Below are 17,236 nucleotides of genomic sequence, written 5' to 3'. Positions count from 1 at the left end.
GGCAGGACCGGGCAGAGGTGGAGCAAGGCAGGGCAGGTCGGGGCGAGAGAGAAGACGCAGCCAGCCGCGTGACCCCAACCCCGACGCAACCACCTACTCCACGTCGAGCCCATTCACGCGCTGAATCTCTCGCTGATATTCGGCAACCACCGACTGCGAGACGCGGCAGTCGAGCACGATGGTGCCACGCGCGCCAGCCTCGGTCCAGTCGCGCAGGGCATCGAGATCCGCCAACGAAGACACGACAACGCCGGTCGCACCAAGCGCGGCAGCCATGCCAGCGAAGTTCGCATCGGGAATCAGCATCGGGCCCTGGTCGAGTCCCATCACGCCGTACAGGTGCACCTCGGCTCCGTATGCTCCGTCATTCCACACGACGACAACCAGGCTCGCAGCAGTGCGAATCGCGGTCTCCAAATCAGCAAGCGCCATGAGACCGCCGCCATCGCCCGTCGTAAGCACGGTCGTGCTCCCAGGCGCAGCCGCCGCGACGCCAGCGACCGTCGAGAACCCAAGGCCGATAGTTTGATACGCGGTGCCCACCATGATCATGCGCTCAGGAGACGCGACCGGCCAATACATGTTCGCCCAGCCAAGGAAGTGCCCGCCGTCAGAGGTCACATGGCGATCCGCTGGAAGCAGCTCGCCGATGCGCGTTGCGACAGAGCGCGGATCAAGCCGGCCATCAGCGCACACCCCATCAGCGTGCTCTTCAAGGCCCGAGCTGCGGTGGCGGCGCTCGCCGCCGGGTTCGAGCCCTGACACTGTTTCGCGCCACGGTGCAGGGTTGCGTGGTGCAGCCGTGATCCGCGCACCCAGTTCGGCGATCACATCGCGGGCGTCACCCCACAGCAGGGTGTAGTCGATGGGAGCGTTCGTTTTGGGCGGGGCGACACCGTCGATATCGACGCGGATCACTCGTGTGCCCGCGCTGAATAGGTCGCCGAAGCGCATCGTGAACTGGTTGAGGCTTGCACCGACGACAAGTACGACGTCTGCCGCTTCGATGACTTCCATGGCCTGGATCTGGCCGAATCCGCCGGTGACACCGAGATCGGTGGCCTGGTTGGCGAAGAGGCCGCGAGCGAGTGCCGTGGTTGAGGTGATTGCGCCGAGATGCTCGGCGATGGTGTCGAGCTGAGGTGCCACTCCCGCAAGGTGCGCACCGCGGCCCGCGATGATGACCGGGCGGGCAGCTTGCGTGAGGGCGAGCGCCGCCTCGTCGAGCTGGGATGACGACACCGGGGCGGTGACGCCGAGCGGCTCGGGGGAGTCGGTTGCAGCGCTCCCGGTTCGCTCGCCTGCATGGGAAGCGCCGGCGCCTACTTCGACCGGTGCCGCCACCAGGTCGTACGGGATTGCGAGGATCGCTGGCCGACGAGTGCGCAGCGCATAGGACGCGGCTTCATCGACGGTGCCCTCGACATCGGCCAGGCTGAGTTTGAACGTGCGCACCCCGATTGCGGTCGCGTGCATGGTCTGGTCAACGTCCCAGGGGCGGGGGCCGCTGCTCGGCTCGTCGCCAACAACAACGAGCATGGGGGTGCGGGCTTGCTCGGCCTCCGCGAGTGCGGTGAGTGCGTTGGTGAATCCGGCACCGTAGGTTGTCGTCGCGATCGCGAGCTTGCCGCTCACGCGCGTGTATGCGTCAGCAGACGCAACCGTTGCTGCCTCGTGGCGCACTGCCGTGTACGGAACGCCGACCGAGCCGAGGTGGTCAATAAGGTGAGCGTTGCCGTTGCCCATGAGGCCGAAGCTGCGATCAGCGTGCTTTGCGAGTGCGGTAGCGAGCGAGCGCGTCAGGGTAGGGGTCAGCGTCTGAAGGGGTGAAGACATCACAGGTCCTTAGGGTCGAAAAAATCGAGCGAAGAGATTCCGTGTATGTCTCGTCTGCGGCGTCAGCGCCGTGACAGCAGTGCCCCTTTTTCGCGCACCTTCGCCGGCCGGGCCGGGATGAACCTGGCCGAGCTGGACGACCTTAGTGTAATGACTTGTCGGCGTTAGCGGTAGTTCTGTGTGATTCGTGTTGCGGCAGTCTGCAGCGTTGCAACGATCTCGTCGAGCGATTCTGGCAACGAGAAGTGCACGATCGCGAGGGCTGCTGGTGGTTCGCCGACGATCCGAAGTGGCACGGCGAGGCCCGAAACTCCGTTCACAACCTCGTTGCGGCTCACTGCGTATCCGGCCTTTCTCGCTTCGATTGCGGCGGTACTGAAATCGGCGGATCCGAGCAGCTCCAGCCGCTCTGGCGCCGACAGCGAGCTCTCGATTGCGTGGCCAGGGGCGCCGCGGTCAACCGAGTGCCTGACGCCTGGGTCGCGTGCAATTGACACTTCAACATTCGAAGGTTCGACGGTTGCGAGCGTGACGACTTCGTCAGCGTCAAGCACGGTCAGGAATGCGGTCATGCCGAGCGAGTAGGCGACATCGGTCACCACCGGGAGCGCGGCGGCGTGCAGTTCGGGTGCGACGCCGCGTGAGAGGGCGGTGAGTTTTGGGCCGAGGCGGATCCGCCCAGCATCATCTCGCACCACGAACCGGCGATGTTCGAGTGTGCGAAGGATGCGATACGCATTCGAGCGGTGAACGCCGAGGCCCTTCGAAAGCTCTGCAATTGTCAGCGGAACCTTTGCATCAGCGAGCAGTTCAAGCGCCTCAAGGCCGCGGAGCAGTGTGAGGGACATCGCAGCAGCCTCGGCCTGGGTTGGAGCTGGCGCTGTGCTGGGTGCGGGCGCTTTGCCGGTTGCGGGCGTCGTTGCCATGAATCCTCGATTCAAAGTTGTGTCATCTCAGGAAGCGATTTATGCTGAATGTGCAATTATCGGAATCACTGTTCGATAGTTGAACAATATCGCAAACGAAGGCTGTTCGCGATACGAAATGGAGAAACAATGCAGTTCCACCACCACGGGTATGTGTCGACCGATCCGCGCGTTCGCCCAGCAGCAGGCGTTGGCCTTGACCGCCCAGCAGACTTGCCCGATGAGATCGACGTGCTCATCGTCGGATCCGGCCCCGCAGGTATCGCCGCGGCAGCTCAGCTCGCTGAGTTTCCGAATGTGGTGACCCGCATTGTTGAGCGTCGCGATGGCCGACTCGTGCTTGGTCAGGCAGATGGCATTCAGGCGCGGAGCGTCGAGACTTTCCAGGCGTTTGGTTTCGCCGAAGAGATCATTCACGAGGCCTACCAGATCACTGAAACATCATTCTGGAACCCTGACCCCGCGCAGCCCGAGAACATCATCCGTACCGGCGTTACTCCTGACGACCCCGCTGGCATCAGCGAGTTCCCGCACCTCATCGTGAACCAGGCCCGCGTCATCGACTACTTCGCCCAGTTCGCGCGCCAGGCGCCGGCCCGCGGTGAAGTCGACTACGGCTGGGACTTCGTTGGCCTCGAAGTTGGCGAGGGGGAGTACCCGGTGTCGGTGACCCTCCGCAAGGTCTCGGGTCACACCGGCGCTGGTCTGAACGCTGAGCGCACCGACGACGCGAACGACGGCGAAACTCGCGTCGTGCGCGCGAAGTACGTTATCGGTGCCGACGGTGCGCGGTCAAGCGTTCGTCGTTCAATTGGCGGATCGCTGCAGGGATCAGCGTCCATGCATGCCTGGGGCGTCATGGACGTGCTCGCAGTGACCGACTTCCCTGACATCCGCAAGAAGTGCATCATTCACTCGGAATCCGGCAGCATTCTGCACATCCCGCGTGAGGGCAACCACCTCTGCCGCATCTACGTTGACCTCGGAGAGGTCGACGAGAACGATCATGGCAAGGTGCGTGAGACGAGCCTGGAGCAGATCATTGCGCAGGCGAACGCGATCATGCATCCCTACAGCCTCGACGTTCGTGACGTAGCCTGGCACAGCGTGTACGAGGTGGCGCATCGCCTCACCGACCGCTTCGACGACGAAACCACGTCGCCCGATGGCAAGTGCCGCGTGTTTTTGATGGGCGATGCCTGCCATACGCACAGCGCGAAGGCCGGTCAGGGTATGAACGTCTCGATGCAGGACGGGTGGAACCTCGCCTGGAAGCTCGGCTATGTGCTTTCGGGGTTGAGCCCTGAGTCGCTGCTCAAGACTTACTCCGAAGAGCGCCAGGTCGCGGCGAAGAACCTCATCGATTTTGATCATGAGTGGTCGACGCTTATGGCGAAGAAGCCAGAAGAATTCGGCTCCCCAAAGGAAGTCGAGGAGTTCTACGTCCGTACCGCGGAGTTCCCCGCTGGCTTCATGACGCAGTACGAGCATCCGATGACGACCGGGGGCGCGGATCACCAGCACCTCGCAGCTGGCTTCCCCCTCGGCAAGCGTTTCAAGTCGGTCATGACGACTCGTGTCGCCGATGCGGTTGACGTGCACCTCGGGCATCATCACCGCGCTGACGGGCGCTTCCGCGTCTACGCATTCGCGGATGCATCTGGCGAACAGCTCGAGAAGTGGGCATCTTGGATGCTCAGCGACGAAGCCTCGCCCGTGCGTCGGTTCACGCCTGCGGGTGCAGACATCGACTCTGTGCTCGACGTGAAGGCCGTGTTCCAGCAGGAGCATCATGGCGTAGATATTTCGAAGGTCTCGAAGCTGTTCTTGCCCGCGTCTGGCCCACTCGGTCTTACTGATTACGAGAAGATCTATGCTGCTCACCCTGGCGAGGAAACTGACATCTTTGACCTTCGCTCGGTGTCGCGCGATGGTGCGGTCGTGATTGTGCGCCCGGATCAGTACGTGTCTGCGGTGCTTCCGCTTGACGCGCCTGAGCTTGTCGCGGAGTTCTTCGCCGGGATCCTCACGCCGCAGGTGTAGCGCCTCGGTCGGGTGCGGGCGAAACCGTTCAGCCCAGCGACCAAGTACCGGTCAACCCAGCGAGATCGACCCTTTCTCTCGAGATCACTAGTTTCTGCGCGCAGAAACCCCGCTTCTCGGCAGAAAGGGTCGATCTCGCGGGGCTGACTGCGTTTGCGCCCCCTGCGAAGTGCGGGTTGGCTTCACCCCTGCCAACCTTGGGCTGCTTCGTCGCATGTACACAGCCAAAAGAAATCCACCAGGATAGGCAAAGGTGGCGCATCCTGCGCCGCCTTCCCATCAAGAGGGCGCGGCCTGCGGCCGCACGAGACTCCTACAGCCAGCGCATATTTGAGGTGGACTGGTGCCCAGCACGCCTCAACGGGTGCCGATTTGGGGCCTCATGGCCGAGTCAACCCCTCGAAAACCGCCGCTTCTCCCGAAACGGGCCCCTTCATGCGCATGAAACACCTTGTTTCGGCGGGAAGGCCCCTTCTCGTGGGGCTCGCGCGGGTGAGCTGGCGTTGGCGAGCGCCAGCCTACGCGACCCCGCCAGACGTCGCAGCGATCCGTCCACCGGCGACGGTCACCCGCAAGGCAGTACCAGCAGGGGCATCCTCAGGCGAAGCCACGACTGCACCGGGGACGCCAGAAGCATCAACCACCTGCGCGATCGCGTACCCGCGAGCCAAAGTCCCCTGCGGAGACAACGCCGCCAGCCGGGCCGCCAAATGCGAGCCCTCACGCGAGCGCTCGTCAATACCGCGCTCAACAAGTTCTTGGCCGCGAGCGATCCAACGCACAAGCTCTTCAGAGCGTTCGTCAACCAACCGCTCCGGAGTCGCCAGAACAGGGCGACCGCGTAGCTGAGCCAGCCGATCCGCTTCGTGCGTTAAATACTGCGTGATGCGTGAGGTCATGCGCGAACGCGCCTGGTCGATTCCCGCGAGCTCTTCGCCGACGTCGGGAACGACGCGTTTCGCGGCATCGGTCGGGGTGCTCGCGCGAAGATCGGCGACCTCGTCGAGGAGGGGGCGATCCGCCTCATGCCCGATCGCGCTCACAATCGGAGTCTGGGCGTTTGCGGCAGCCCGCACAACACTCTCGTCGCTGAAGGGGAGGAGGTTCTGGAAGTCTCCGCCGCCACGCGCGACGATGATGACATCGACCTCTGGATCCGCGTCCAGAGCAACAATGCCAGCCGTCACCTCGGCAGCAGCGCGATCGCCCTGCACCGCCGAGTAATGAATCTTGAACTGTACGCCTGGCCACCGCAGCGTTGCGTTCCGAATGACATCTTTCTCGGCGTCTGAGTCCCGACCGGTCACGAGGCCGATCTTGCCAGGCAAGAAGGGAAGCTGGCGCTTCCGTGACGCGTCAAACAAGCCCTCGCTCTGCAACTGGCGGCGCAGGCGTTCAAGACGCTCAAGCAGGTCGCCAATGCCGACGTGCGACAGGTCGAAGACCTGCATGCTGAGCGATCCGCCCTTCACCCAATAGCTTGCCTTGACGAGCGCGATGACGCGATCACCTGGCGCAAACTCGCCCGTGAGGCGCGACGACACCGAACGCCAAATGTTGAAGCTAATGGTGGCGTCTTGGGTGAGGTCTTTGAGCTTGCCGTAGACGTTTCCGCCACGCACGTTCCACTGTGTGATCTCGCCTTCGATCCACACCTGACCGAGTCGGTCGATCCACCCCGCGAGCTTTTCACTCATGAGCCCAACGGGCCACGGGGCATCACGGGTCGCTGGGGTGGTTCCTGCTTCGGCCATGACACCCAGAATACCCGCGTAGTATCTAAGGTTATGAGCGACGTTCTGACTTCTGCATCCGCCGACTCTCCTGCTGTCAATCAGCGCACCATCGGTGCCCCTGTTGTCAGCTTGGCAATGCCCCGTATGCGCCGCGTCGAAGGACGCCTGAAAGAGACCACCGTTGATGGTCCGAAGCAGCTCCTGCTGGCGGCTCCTCGCGGGTACTGCGCTGGCGTGGATCGCGCCGTTGTCGCAGTTGAGAAAGCACTCGAGCGCTTCGGCGCGCCGGTCTACGTGCGCAAGCAGATTGTGCACAACGTTCACGTGGTCGAAACCCTCGAAAAGATGGGTGCGATCTTCGTTGACGAGATTCACGAGGTCCCTGAGGGGGCAAACGTGGTCTTCTCGGCGCATGGTGTCTCACCGGCAGTGGTGCAGGCGGCCGACGATCGTGGCCTCCACGCAATCGATGCCACCTGCCCGCTCGTGACCAAGGTGCACCGCGAGGCGGTTCGTTTCGCAAAGCAGGATCTTGAGATTCTGCTCATCGGTCACACCGGACACGAAGAGGTCGAGGGCACCGCAGGTGAGGCCCCTGAGCACATCACCATCGTGAACTCGCCAGACGATGTCGACACCCTTGAGGTGAAAGATCCGGAGCGCCTCGTGTGGCTCTCGCAGACCACCCTCTCGGTTGACGAGACCATGGAGACGGTGAACCGCCTGCGAGCGAAGTTCCCGAAGCTGCAGGATCCGCCGAGTGACGACATTTGCTACGCAACGCAGAACCGTCAGGTCGCGATCAAGAAGATTGCCCCGCAGGCGGATCTCGTGCTCGTCGTCGGCTCGAAGAACTCATCGAACTCGGTTCGCCTCGTGGAGGTCGCGCTTGAGTATGGCGCAAAGGCCGCGTACCTCATCGATTACTCGCACGAGGTCAAGCAGGAGTGGCTCGAAGGTGTCCGTACGGTCGGTGTTTCGAGTGGCGCATCGGTTCCAGAGAGCCTCGTGCAGGATCTGCTCGATGACCTCGGTGACGCTGGTTACGACGATGTTCGTGCGGTTGTGACCGCAGAAGAGGACCTGGTCTTCTCGTTGCCGAAGGAACTCCGCCAGGATGCGTCCGGCAACAAGGACGCTCGCGCACTCGGTGGTCGCGTGCGCCGCTAATCGACATGGCGTGACAGGAAGGCCCGGGTGTTCAGAGCCCGGGCCTTCCTGCTTTTTGTACGCCGAGACAGCGTACAAAAGAGGGGCGGTGCAGGATCTCGAAAGAACCTGCACCGCCCCTCTTGCGTGGACGCCGACCTTACGGCTGCGTCGTCGACATGTAGTCCATCATCTTCTGCACTGCGTCAGGATCGCTGAGCGCGGTCATCAGTTCAGGCATGCTCGAAACAGCGATGGTGGTCGCGATGAAGAATCCGATCGTCACGACAACACCCGCAACGAGGGGCACCCAGAACGTCACCTTCTTCGCGCGCAGTCGGCGGATCGAGAAGATCAACGTGAGCGCATAGATCGCGAGCACAATAAGTGCGCTCACGGTGCCAAGGGTGCCGATCGACGCGGGAACCGCGCTGCTCGAAACCTCAAGCGCCTCTGCGATCATCGCGAACGATGAACGCAACACCAGCATGGTCTGCGCGGTGAAGAGTGCGCCCATCGCGCCAAGCACCAGCAGGATGATGGTGAACACCTTGTCAGCGCCACCCTTCTGCTTCGGTGACTGCGTCTGGTACACGGGCTGCGGTGCGCCTGCGGGCTGCTGGGGAGCAGCGCCGCGGTACGGAGCGCCTGGTGCCTGCGGAGCAGCTGGCTGCTGGGGAGCCTGGGCTGCGGGCTGCTGGGGAGCAGCTGCTGGGCGAGCGGCGCCAGCACCTGCGCTTCCGCCTGAGCCGAGGTTGTGCGGGATTCCGGGCAGTGGGCCTGCAGCAGACGTCGCCGTATCAACAGGCTCGGCTGCACCCGCTGCCGCGTTTGCTTCACCAGGAGGTGTCCACTCCCAGCCTTCAGGCGCGTACTCGCCGAACTCGGGCTTAGGGCGCGCAGCTGCAGGCTGTGCTGGTGCAGATGCTGGCGTTGGCTGATCCGCCCCCTGTTCGGGGGTTACTGGTGTCGTGGGTTCGTCGCTCATGCGCTGATCGACTTTCCTGCTGAACCAAGCTGTTCAGCCGCGAGTGCGATACGAGCGGCCATGCCGGTCTCGGCGGCGCGGCCGTATGCGCGCGGATCGTATGCCTTCTTGTTTCCGACCTCGCCGTCGATCTTCAGCACGCCGTCGTAGTTCTTCAGGATGAAGTCAGCTACTGGGCGGGTGAACGCGTACTGGGTGTCGGTGTCGATGTTCATCTTGATGACACCGTGCGAGACTGCCTCAGCAATTTCCTCTGCCGAAGAGCCCGAACCTCCGTGGAACACGAGATCGAGGGGCTTCTCGCCGGTACCGTACTTAGCCTGCAGGCCGTCCTGGATCTCCTTAAGGAGCGACGGGCGAAGCTTCACGCCACCGGGCTTGTACACGCCGTGCACGTTGCCGAAGGTGAGTGCGGTGAGGTAGCGGCCCTGCTCGCCAAGACCGAGTGCCTCGACAGTTGCTACTGCGTCTTCGAGGGTCGTGTATAGCTGGTCGTTGATCTCAGCAACGATGCCGTCCTCTTCGCCGCCCACGACACCGATCTCGACCTCGAGCACGATGTTTGCAGCAGCCATGCGGGGGAGCAGCTCCTTCGCGATGTCGAGGTTCTCAGCGAGGGGAACAGCCGAGCCGTCCCACATGTGCGACTGGAAGTAGGGGAGGCCGTCGCCGTTCTTGACGCGGTCTTCGCTCGCAGCAACGAGCGGAAGCACGAAGTTCTCAAGGTGCTGCTTGGGGCAGTGATCAGTGTGCAGTGCGACGGTGATGTCGTATGCCTTTGCGACCTCTTCTGCGTACTTCGCGAATGCGAGTGCGCCGCCGACACGGTTCTTCACAGTGTGGCCGGCGAAGTAATCAGCACCGCCGAAGCTCACCTGAATGATGCCGTCCGAGCCAGCCTCAGCAAAACCCTGCAGTGCTGCGTTGAGCGTCTGCGAGCTGGAAACGTTTACTGCGGGGAATGCGAAACCGCCGTCCTTAGCGGCGTCGAGCATGGCTGCGTACTGCTCCGGTGATGCGACGGGCATGTGTCTACTCCTTGACGTCGAGGGGTTCCGGCGCTTGGCCGGTGAAAGGTTCCGGCGCCTAGCCGGTATCTTTACCCAGTCTACGCGGTAGGATTAGAGACATGAATGAACCTGTATCGCTCGGCGATTGGCAGCCGGACCGCAATCTCGCTATGGAGCTCGTACGCGCAACGGAGGCCGCAGCGATGCGGGCTACCCCCTGGATTGGGCGCGGCGACAAGAATGCAGCCGATGGCGCTGCGGTTGACGCGATGCGTCGTTTCCTCGCAACCGTGAACATGAAGGGCACCGTTGTTATCGGTGAAGGCGAGAAGGATGACGCGCCCTGGCTCTACAACGGCGAGGTCGTTGGTAACGGCGACGGCGCAGAGTGCGACGTTGCAGTTGACCCGATCGACGGCACCCGTCTTACCGCTGAGGGTCGCCCCGGCGCACTCTCGGTGATTGCAGTTGCGGATCGTGGCAGCATGTACGACCCCTCGGCAGTCTTCTACATGGACAAGCTTGTGTGTGGCCCCGAGGGCGTTGGCGTTGTCGATATTCGCAAGCCCATCGGTGAGAACATTCGTGCACTTGCTGAGGTCAAGGGTGTTGACGTCTCAGACATCCGCGTTGCTGTGCTCGACCGCCCCCGTCACGAGCAGCTCATTGCTGACATTCGCGCAGCTGGTGCAGGCACCCGCCTCCTCATGGACGGCGACGTTGCAGGCGGCGTGAACGCAGCTCGCTGGGACTCCGACATCGACATGTGTGTCGGTATCGGTGGCACCCCCGAGGGCATCATCACCGCGTGTGCTGTCAAGGCACTCGGCGGCATGATCCAGGGTCGCCTCGCTCCGAAGGACGAGGAAGAGCGCCAGGCAGCTATTGCTGCAGGTCACGATCTCGATCGCGTGCTTGAGGCAAACGACCTCGTCGCAAGCGACAACTGCTACTTCGTCGCAACCGGCATCACCAACGCTGAGTTCATCGGTGGCGTAAAGCGTGTTGGCCCGTTCGTTCGTGCGGAGAGCATTGTGATGCGCGCGCACTCGGGCACCATCCGCCACATCACCAGCGACATGGATCCCACCCGCTGGGATTAATCACTCGCGGGCGCGTTAGCGTCCCCTTCCTTGGTTTTGCGGGCGCGTTAGCGTCCGTCGCCCTGGTGCTTGCGGGTTCATCCCCTTGAAAACTAGGGTTTGTGGGTTTGGCTTGGGCTTGGGCTAACCCCTCGAAAACCAGGGTTTCCGCCGAGAAGGCCCCTTTCATGCGCATGAAAGGGGCCTTCTCGCATGAAAGCACCAGTTTCGGCGGGGTTGCCCTGCGAGACACACGCAAGCTCGCTCCCGCGTACGACAGCTTGGCTCACGTGGTCGCCACATTCCCTCAAGTTGTGTGGCATTGGTGCGGCCGCTGGCCGCGCCCTCTTTACAAGAAAGCGGCGCAGTATGCGCCACATTTCTCTATCTCTTGAGTAGCCAGTGGGTCGTTGAGCCGCGCCCCAGCGTGCCCGAGCCAGGTGCGCGCTTGCGCTCTGGCTCGGGCATGAGCGCGCGTTGGGCCGAGGTTGGGAGCCTCAGTTTGAGGTGAGGTGAGGGTCGCAATCCCGCCAGCACTACGAGTCTGCGTTGACCTCAACGTCGAGGTCAACGCGCAGTTCGGGGGCGACGAGCGGGCGCACCGCGTCCTCGAGCTGGGCTGGCTCGGTGCCAATCTTGTCGCCATTGAGTGCACCGATCTTGCGTGCAGTGGGGAAGACCTGGCGTTCGAGTGAGCCAACGTAGGCGTTGTAGTCTTGCACCCCGCGTGAGAGCGTTCGGCCCAACTTGTCGAGATGGGTTGCAGTGCGGCCAAGGCGGGTGTGCAGTTCGCGGCTGAGGTCGAAGAGTGTGCGCGCCTCTGCGGTGAGTGACTCCTGACGCCAGCTGTGCGCGACCGACTTGAGAATCGCCCAGAGGCTGACAGGCGAGGCAAGCGCAACCCGTCGTTCGAAGGCGAACTCCAGCAACATGGGATCAGTGTCAAGTGCGCTTGAGAGCAGTGATTCGCTCGGGACAAACGCGATGACAAACTCAGGGGAGTCTGGCAACGCGGCTGCATAGTCACGCGCGCTCAGCGCGATGATGTGTTCACGGAGCGCCTTCGAATGCTTTGCGAGCAGCGCAGTGCGACGAGCCTCGGCAGCTGCGTCGTCTGTGATGCCAGACACCGAGATCTGCTGCGCTTCAAGGTACGCGTCGAATGGCACCTTCGAATCGATCGCGATCGCCTTGCCGCCAGGCAAGTGCACGACCATGTCTGGGCGAAGCTCACCGCGCTCGGTGGGAAGCCGGTGCTGCACATCAAAGTCAACGCGTTCAAGCATGCCAGCTGCTTCAATGATGCGGCGAAGCTGCGTCTCGCCCCACACGCCTCGGGTGTTGTTCGAACGAAGCGCTGCAGCAAGGGTCTCAGCCGTGCCGCGCAGTTTCTCTTCTGCCCGTGCGGCCTGACGCAGCTGCTCTGCGAGCTCACCGTGCTGTTCTGCACGTTGCTGCTCCATGGTTGTCACCGTCGACTCAAGTTTGCCGACGGATTCACGTAGGGGAGCGAGCTGCTGCAAGACACGCTGCTCCTCCTGATCGAGGATGGCGCGACGACGAGCGTCTTCTTGCATATCGCGCACTCGTTCTTCAAGGCTCACCACGCGCGTCTCTGCTGCGGCAAGTTCTTCGCGCAGTATGCGGGTGCCGGCTTCAGCCTCCAATCGTGCCTGCTGCACAGCAACCGCGGTGTCACGCTCGATGGAATCATGCTGCGCCGCAAGGGCCGCTGCAGCGGATCGCCCGCGCAGCACAGAACCCACGACGAACCCAGCGCCGCCGCCAATGGCAAGGGCGAGGAAGACGAGCAGCGTGATGGTGAGACCTGTCATGCAAGCATGTTCCCATGAGCCACCGACATTTCAAGATTGAGGCTCGCATGCAGAGGTGATCCGCGCCCAGAAAAGACGCCGACGACCGTGCAAACGGCGCGATGCCGAGCCAACTACAGCTTGAGCGGAATCGCCTTCAAAGGCGTCAGCCGGAGCCCGACCTTTTTTGCAAGCGCTGCAACATCGGTGACCTCGTGGCGCACCGCGGCATCGGAAATGATTGCGGCGCAGGCCTCCGCGTCAGCGAGCGCCTCGTGGTGGGCGAACTCTGCAAACCCAGCAGCCGCAGCAGCAAGCGGAAGGCGATGCGAGGGAATGTCGTAGGTGCGGCGCGAGACCTGCACGCTGCAGAGGTATTTCAAACGCGGAGTCGGAGTGACGGTCTCAGCACACGCACTCTTGATCACTCCCATGTCGAAGCTCGCATTGTGCGCGACGACGACGTCGTCCCCGATAAACTCACGCAACTCCTCGAGCTGTTCTGCCCAACCGCGTGCCTCGGCAACCATCGCCGGGGTGATGCCGTGAATCTTGATATTGAACGGCAAAAACTCCCCGTGCGCCGCAGGCGGAGCAATCAGCCAGCTCGCCCGATCAACGACCTTGCCGTCTCGAACACGCACCATTCCGACGGCACACGCCGACGAAGGGTGGCTATTTGCAGTCTCAAAATCGATCGCTGTGAAATCTACGGGCACGCGAAAAGTCTGGCACAGCCCCCTGACATTTGGAATCGTGCCCCCGCTAGGCTGGAGCCGTGACCACACTGCCGAAGCTCATTGCCACCGACCTCGATCACACGCTCCTCAACAGTGAGGGCCATGTCTCGCAACGCACGCGCGAGGCGCTTGATGCGGCCCGAGATGCGGGAATTACGGTTGTTCCGGTGACCGCACGGCAGCCGATCGGTCTTGTCGACATTGCACGCGAAGCAGGATTTGAAGAGTGGGCACTGTGCTCCAACGGCGCATTCGGCATTCACCTGCAGACTCGCGAGTTGCTCTTCGCGAATGAGATTCCCGCTGAGACCGTGGCTGAAATCGTGAAGGAGATCCGCGCCCGTGTGCCGTCGGTCGCACTCGCGGTCGTGCGCGATGCTGGCGAAGGATTCATCGCGCAGCCAGAGTATGCCGCGCTCGCTGACTTCAGCGACCACAAGCGAAAGCCGGCAGAGATGGAAACTGGCAGCATCGCGACCATCACGAGTGCGCCTGCGTTGAAGCTTGTGCTTCGGGACGCGCAACTTGCCGTCGATGAGATCTTCGATGAGATCGCGGATCTCGACCTGCCGAACTGCGAACTCACGCTCTCAGGCGCCCCGTTCGTTGATGTGATGGCCGCAGGAATTACCAAGGCAGCAGGCCTTGCTCAGCTGTGTGCGCACTTGGGAATCGGGCAGCACGAGGTGTACGCATTCGGTGACGAACTCAACGATGCCGAGATGATCGCCTGGGCTGGTCACGGCGTCGCGATGGGCAACGCGATCGATGCTGTGAAGGCTGTCGCAGACGAAATCACGCGCACGAACGACGAAGACGGACTCGCACAGGTCGTAGAACGGCTGCTCGCCAGGTAGAATCGTTTCTCGTGGCTCTTACAATCGGCATCGTGGGACTTCCCAATGTGGGCAAGTCGACCCTGTTCAACGCTCTTACGCACAACGACGCACTCGCTGCGAACTATCCGTTCGCGACGATCGAACCGAACGTAGGTGTTGTGAACCTGCCGGATCCGCGCCTCGACAAGCTCGCAGAGATCTTCGGCAGTGAGCGGATCCTCCCCGCTCCCGTCAGCTTCGTTGACATCGCAGGTATCGTCCGCGGTGCGAGTGAGGGCGAAGGCCTTGGCAACCAGTTCCTCGCGAACATTCGTGAGGCAGACGCCATTGCGCAGGTCGTACGCGGCTTCTCTGACCCCGACGTCGTGCACGTCGATGGCTCAGTCAACCCCGCAAGCGACATGGAGACGATCAACACTGAGCTGATCATCGCCGATATGCAGACCGTTGATAAGGCCCTCCTGCGTCTTGAGAAGGAACTCAAGAACAAGAAGGTCGAAGCTTCAGTCGTTGAGACCGCAAAGGCCGCGCAGGCTGCGCTGAACGACGGCAAGCTGCTGTCGCAGACCGATATTGATCTCGCTGAGATCCGCGAGCTTGGTCTGCTCACCGCAAAGCCCTTCCTCTACGTATTCAACGTTGATGAGGGCGTGCTGCAGGACCAGGCAAAGCTCGATGAGCTTGCTGCGCTGGTGGCTCCTGCGAAGGCAATCTTCCTCGACGCAAAGATCGAGAGCGAGCTCATGGAGCTCGACCCCGAGGACGCAGCCGAGCTGCTCGCCTCGACCGGCCAGACCGAGAGCGGCCTTGACCAGCTCGCACGCGTTGGCTTCGATACGCTCGGCCTCCAGACCTACCTCACCGCAGGTCCCAAGGAGGCACGCGCATGGACCGTCCCCAAGGGCGCAACCGCACCTCAGGCAGCTGGCGTGATCCACGGCGACTTCGAAAAGGGCTTCATTAAGGGCGAGATCATCTCGTTCGAAGACCTCGTTGAGACCGGCTCGATCGCCGAGGCGCGTGCCAAGGGCAAGGCTCGCATGGAGGGCAAGGACTACATCATGCAGGACGGCGATGTCTGCGAGTGGCGCTTTAATGTCTGACACTTTGCCTCCGTGCCCGGAATGCTCTGAGCCGTACGCGTACGAGCAGGGAGCGTTGCTTGTCTGCCCGATGTGCGGGCACGAATGGTCTGCTGCAGGCGGTGACGCTGACGAGTCTGACGCTGCAAATGGATCTGCAGGCGACGAGATTCGCGACGCTGTTGGCAATGTGCTCTCAGACGGCGACACCGTGACGCTCGTGAAGACCGTTAAGGTCTCAGGTGGCGGCGGTGGCACCATCAAGGTCGGCACCAAGGTGACGGGCATCCGCCTGAATCCAGGCGGTGCGGGCGGACACGACATCGACGCGCGCGTGCCAGGCTTCGGCAACATGCAGCTCAAGTCGAGCGTTGTGAAGCGCGCAAACTAGGTCGCCCCGCGGCGGTGCTGTTTTGGCCTCGGCCTGCACCCAGTACCGCGAAACAGACTGCTTCCTGCGAAAAGCCCGCTTTCATGCGCATGAAAGGGGGCTTTTCGCAGGTTTGGGCCCTTCTCGAGCGCCTGCACCCGCACTGGCGTCAACCCAAAGCAGATCACGCCCACAAGAACCGCCCACAAGAGCCACCCCGATATCCGCTCCACCCCGACACCCGCTCCAACACGCACAATCCGACCCTCGCCAACCACTTTCGCCAGAAATCATCGAATATGCAAAGAATTTGCTCAGATGAATGAAATTTTCTCGTTTCTCAGCTAGCGTGATTGGACTGCAGCGCGCGGGAAATACCGTGCGGTGCACCCGGAGTAGTGCTGAATGAAGTTTCTCTGGTGGCATTCCTGGTGACCGCAATCAACGAGTCCGGTCTGGCCAGCGATGTCCCGGTGAATCACGATGGAGTGCGGAACGAAATGACCAAGAGCGAAGGCGAAGGTTCGCGAGTGAATCGCAGTGAATTTCTGCGTGATGTTGCTCGTCGTGCCGACACGGACGTGCGTCTCACCACTGAAGTGGTGAACGCGGCACTTGCAGAAATTCTTGAGGTCGTCAGCCGTGGCGACCATCTCACCATCACCGGGTTTGGCAAGTTCTACCCGCAGCAACATAAGGGCCACCGTGTCCAGCAGGTGTCTGAAAGTGGCAAGCTCGCGAGTAATGGAGCAGTCGCTCACGTAGATGACTACACGGTGTTGAAATTCTCGGCTACGCGCACGGTGAACCGAAGCCTCGCCGCCGAGTCTCCCGCGTCACAGGGACGCGGATCAACCAACGACTCGCGCCACAAGCCGAGTTTCGCCGCACGCCGAAAGTGAAGACCTGAGAATCAGCGCACGTTGAAGGTTTGCCGTCCCACCTCGGTGAGCCCCGAGTCCGTGACGATGAGTTCAACGTCTGCTTCGGCATCTGCGAGCGTGTAGGCGACAGCGTTCGAAACTGTCTCACCGACAGGAATGGGGTCGGTCTGCCCACCCATGAGCGCTTCATCTGGCGATACTGCGAGCCCGAGCTCAGTCGGGTATTCAGCTCCCGTCTGCTGTACCGCACGGAAGTGCGTGAGCCACGCACCGAGCGGATCACTTGCCGTGCTGTCGATTCCGCCAGCCCCAGCCCCAGCCCCCGTGCCATCGCCAGACTCGGCCCCGGTCGCAACACCGATGTTGGTCGTCTCGTACCAGATCGCGAGAACTGGTCCGACGCCATGTTCGTTGCCCGTTTCGCCGAGGGGAATCACGCGGGATTCGGTAATAGCGATTCTGGTGGACCCAGAGATAAACGTGTTGTCGCCGAATGTTGCGGGCACTTTCTCGCGGGGCACTTCAGCCTCGGCGACAGTTGATTCGCCGTCTCGCGACGCGGCAGAAGAGTCAGCACAGCCAGTGAGCGCGAGGGATGTAGCGCTCAACCCAATGATGATCGCGGTCAAGAGACGTCGCTGAATTCGCACATGTACTCCGCTCGATTGGACACTCAGGCCACCCAAACGTTACCGGACTGAATGCATTTTCACTCATATACGAGAAAGTTTGCACCC

The 17,236-nt window shown here is 62.2% G+C and carries 15 protein-coding genes; 7 read left to right on the top strand and 8 right to left on the bottom strand.

Annotated elements, in window-relative coordinates; all coding sequences use genetic code 11:
- Positions 1–93: 93 nt before the first annotated feature.
- Entirely contained in the window at positions 94–1,836 is a 1,743-nt protein-coding gene (locus tag FW756_RS01595) for a thiamine pyrophosphate-binding protein (RefSeq protein ID WP_446428428.1), read from the bottom strand.
- 164 nt (positions 1,837–2,000) lie between these two features.
- On the bottom strand, positions 2,001–2,762 hold the full coding sequence (locus FW756_RS01590) for an IclR family transcriptional regulator (RefSeq protein WP_446428427.1): 762 nt from the start codon (positions 2,760–2,762) through the stop codon (positions 2,001–2,003).
- Positions 2,763–2,891: 129 nt separating this feature from the next.
- On the opposite strand from FW756_RS01590, the gene FW756_RS01585 reads away from it, so the two are divergent.
- Positions 2,892–4,805, top strand: a complete 1,914-nt coding sequence (locus FW756_RS01585) for an FAD-dependent monooxygenase (RefSeq protein WP_446428426.1) — start codon at positions 2,892–2,894, stop codon at positions 4,803–4,805.
- 518 nt (positions 4,806–5,323) lie between these two features.
- On the opposite strand, the gene xseA is transcribed toward FW756_RS01585, so the two are convergent.
- Positions 5,324–6,559 (bottom strand): exodeoxyribonuclease VII large subunit, encoded by a 1,236-nt coding sequence (gene xseA / locus FW756_RS01580; RefSeq protein ID WP_446428425.1) that lies wholly within the window; start codon positions 6,557–6,559, stop codon positions 5,324–5,326.
- Between the two features lie 117 nt (positions 6,560–6,676).
- Between xseA and FW756_RS01575 the strand changes: the two genes are divergently transcribed.
- Positions 6,677–7,711: a 4-hydroxy-3-methylbut-2-enyl diphosphate reductase gene (locus tag FW756_RS01575; RefSeq protein ID WP_446428730.1), complete on the top strand. Its 1,035-nt coding sequence runs from the start codon at positions 6,677–6,679 to the stop codon at positions 7,709–7,711.
- A gap of 139 nt (positions 7,712–7,850) precedes the next feature.
- Here FW756_RS01575 and FW756_RS01570 read toward each other — a convergent pair whose 3' ends face one another.
- Positions 7,851–8,678: a DUF6264 family protein gene (locus FW756_RS01570; RefSeq protein ID WP_446428424.1), complete on the bottom strand. Its 828-nt coding sequence runs from the start codon at positions 8,676–8,678 to the stop codon at positions 7,851–7,853.
- Positions 8,675–9,706, bottom strand: coding sequence for a class II fructose-bisphosphate aldolase (gene fbaA / locus FW756_RS01565; protein ID WP_446428423.1), 1,032 nt, complete (start codon positions 9,704–9,706; stop codon positions 8,675–8,677). The genes FW756_RS01570 and fbaA overlap by 4 nt, the downstream gene beginning before the upstream one ends.
- 101 nt (positions 9,707–9,807) lie before the next feature.
- On the opposite strand from fbaA, the gene glpX reads away from it, so the two are divergent.
- Positions 9,808–10,791, top strand: a complete 984-nt coding sequence (gene glpX, locus FW756_RS01560; RefSeq protein ID WP_446428422.1) for a class II fructose-bisphosphatase — start codon at positions 9,808–9,810, stop codon at positions 10,789–10,791.
- Positions 10,792–11,306: 515 nt separating this feature from the next.
- Here glpX and FW756_RS01555 read toward each other — a convergent pair.
- Both FW756_RS01555 and FW756_RS01550 read right to left on the bottom strand, forming a co-directional pair.
- Positions 11,307–12,605 (bottom strand): DNA recombination protein RmuC, encoded by a 1,299-nt coding sequence (locus FW756_RS01555; RefSeq protein ID WP_446428421.1) that lies wholly within the window; start codon positions 12,603–12,605, stop codon positions 11,307–11,309.
- Between the two features lie 113 nt (positions 12,606–12,718).
- Complete coding sequence (locus FW756_RS01550) at positions 12,719–13,303, bottom strand: 3'-5' exonuclease (RefSeq protein ID WP_446428420.1); 585 nt, start codon at positions 13,301–13,303, stop codon at positions 12,719–12,721.
- A 59-nt stretch (positions 13,304–13,362) separates the two neighbouring features.
- On the opposite strand from FW756_RS01550, the gene FW756_RS01545 reads away from it, so the two are divergent.
- The 4 genes from FW756_RS01545 to FW756_RS01530 all read left to right on the top strand — a co-directional run bounded on the left by FW756_RS01545 (position 13,363) and on the right by FW756_RS01530 (position 16,517).
- A complete protein-coding gene (locus FW756_RS01545; protein ID WP_446428419.1) occupies positions 13,363–14,181 on the top strand; it encodes a Cof-type HAD-IIB family hydrolase in 819 nt (272 codons plus the stop codon).
- Positions 14,182–14,192: 11 nt separating this feature from the next.
- Positions 14,193–15,266: a redox-regulated ATPase YchF gene (gene ychF, locus FW756_RS01540; protein WP_446428418.1), complete on the top strand. Its 1,074-nt coding sequence runs from the start codon at positions 14,193–14,195 to the stop codon at positions 15,264–15,266.
- Positions 15,259–15,636: a zinc ribbon domain-containing protein YjdM gene (locus tag FW756_RS01535; protein ID WP_446428417.1), complete on the top strand. Its 378-nt coding sequence runs from the start codon at positions 15,259–15,261 to the stop codon at positions 15,634–15,636. Before ychF ends, FW756_RS01535 begins: the two co-directional genes overlap by 8 nt.
- Positions 15,637–16,115: 479 nt before the next feature.
- Positions 16,116–16,517, top strand: a complete 402-nt coding sequence (locus FW756_RS01530; RefSeq protein WP_446428416.1) for an HU family DNA-binding protein — start codon at positions 16,116–16,118, stop codon at positions 16,515–16,517.
- A gap of 11 nt (positions 16,518–16,528) precedes the next feature.
- Here the strand turns inward: FW756_RS01530 and FW756_RS01525 are convergent, their stop codons facing one another.
- A complete protein-coding gene (locus FW756_RS01525; RefSeq protein ID WP_446428415.1) occupies positions 16,529–17,149 on the bottom strand; it encodes a hypothetical protein in 621 nt (206 codons plus the stop codon).
- Between the last annotated feature and the right edge of the window lie 87 nt (positions 17,150–17,236).

The organism is Leucobacter sp. 1207-22 (assembly GCF_052850455.1).
This window is presented reverse-complemented; position numbering and strand designations above follow the sequence as displayed.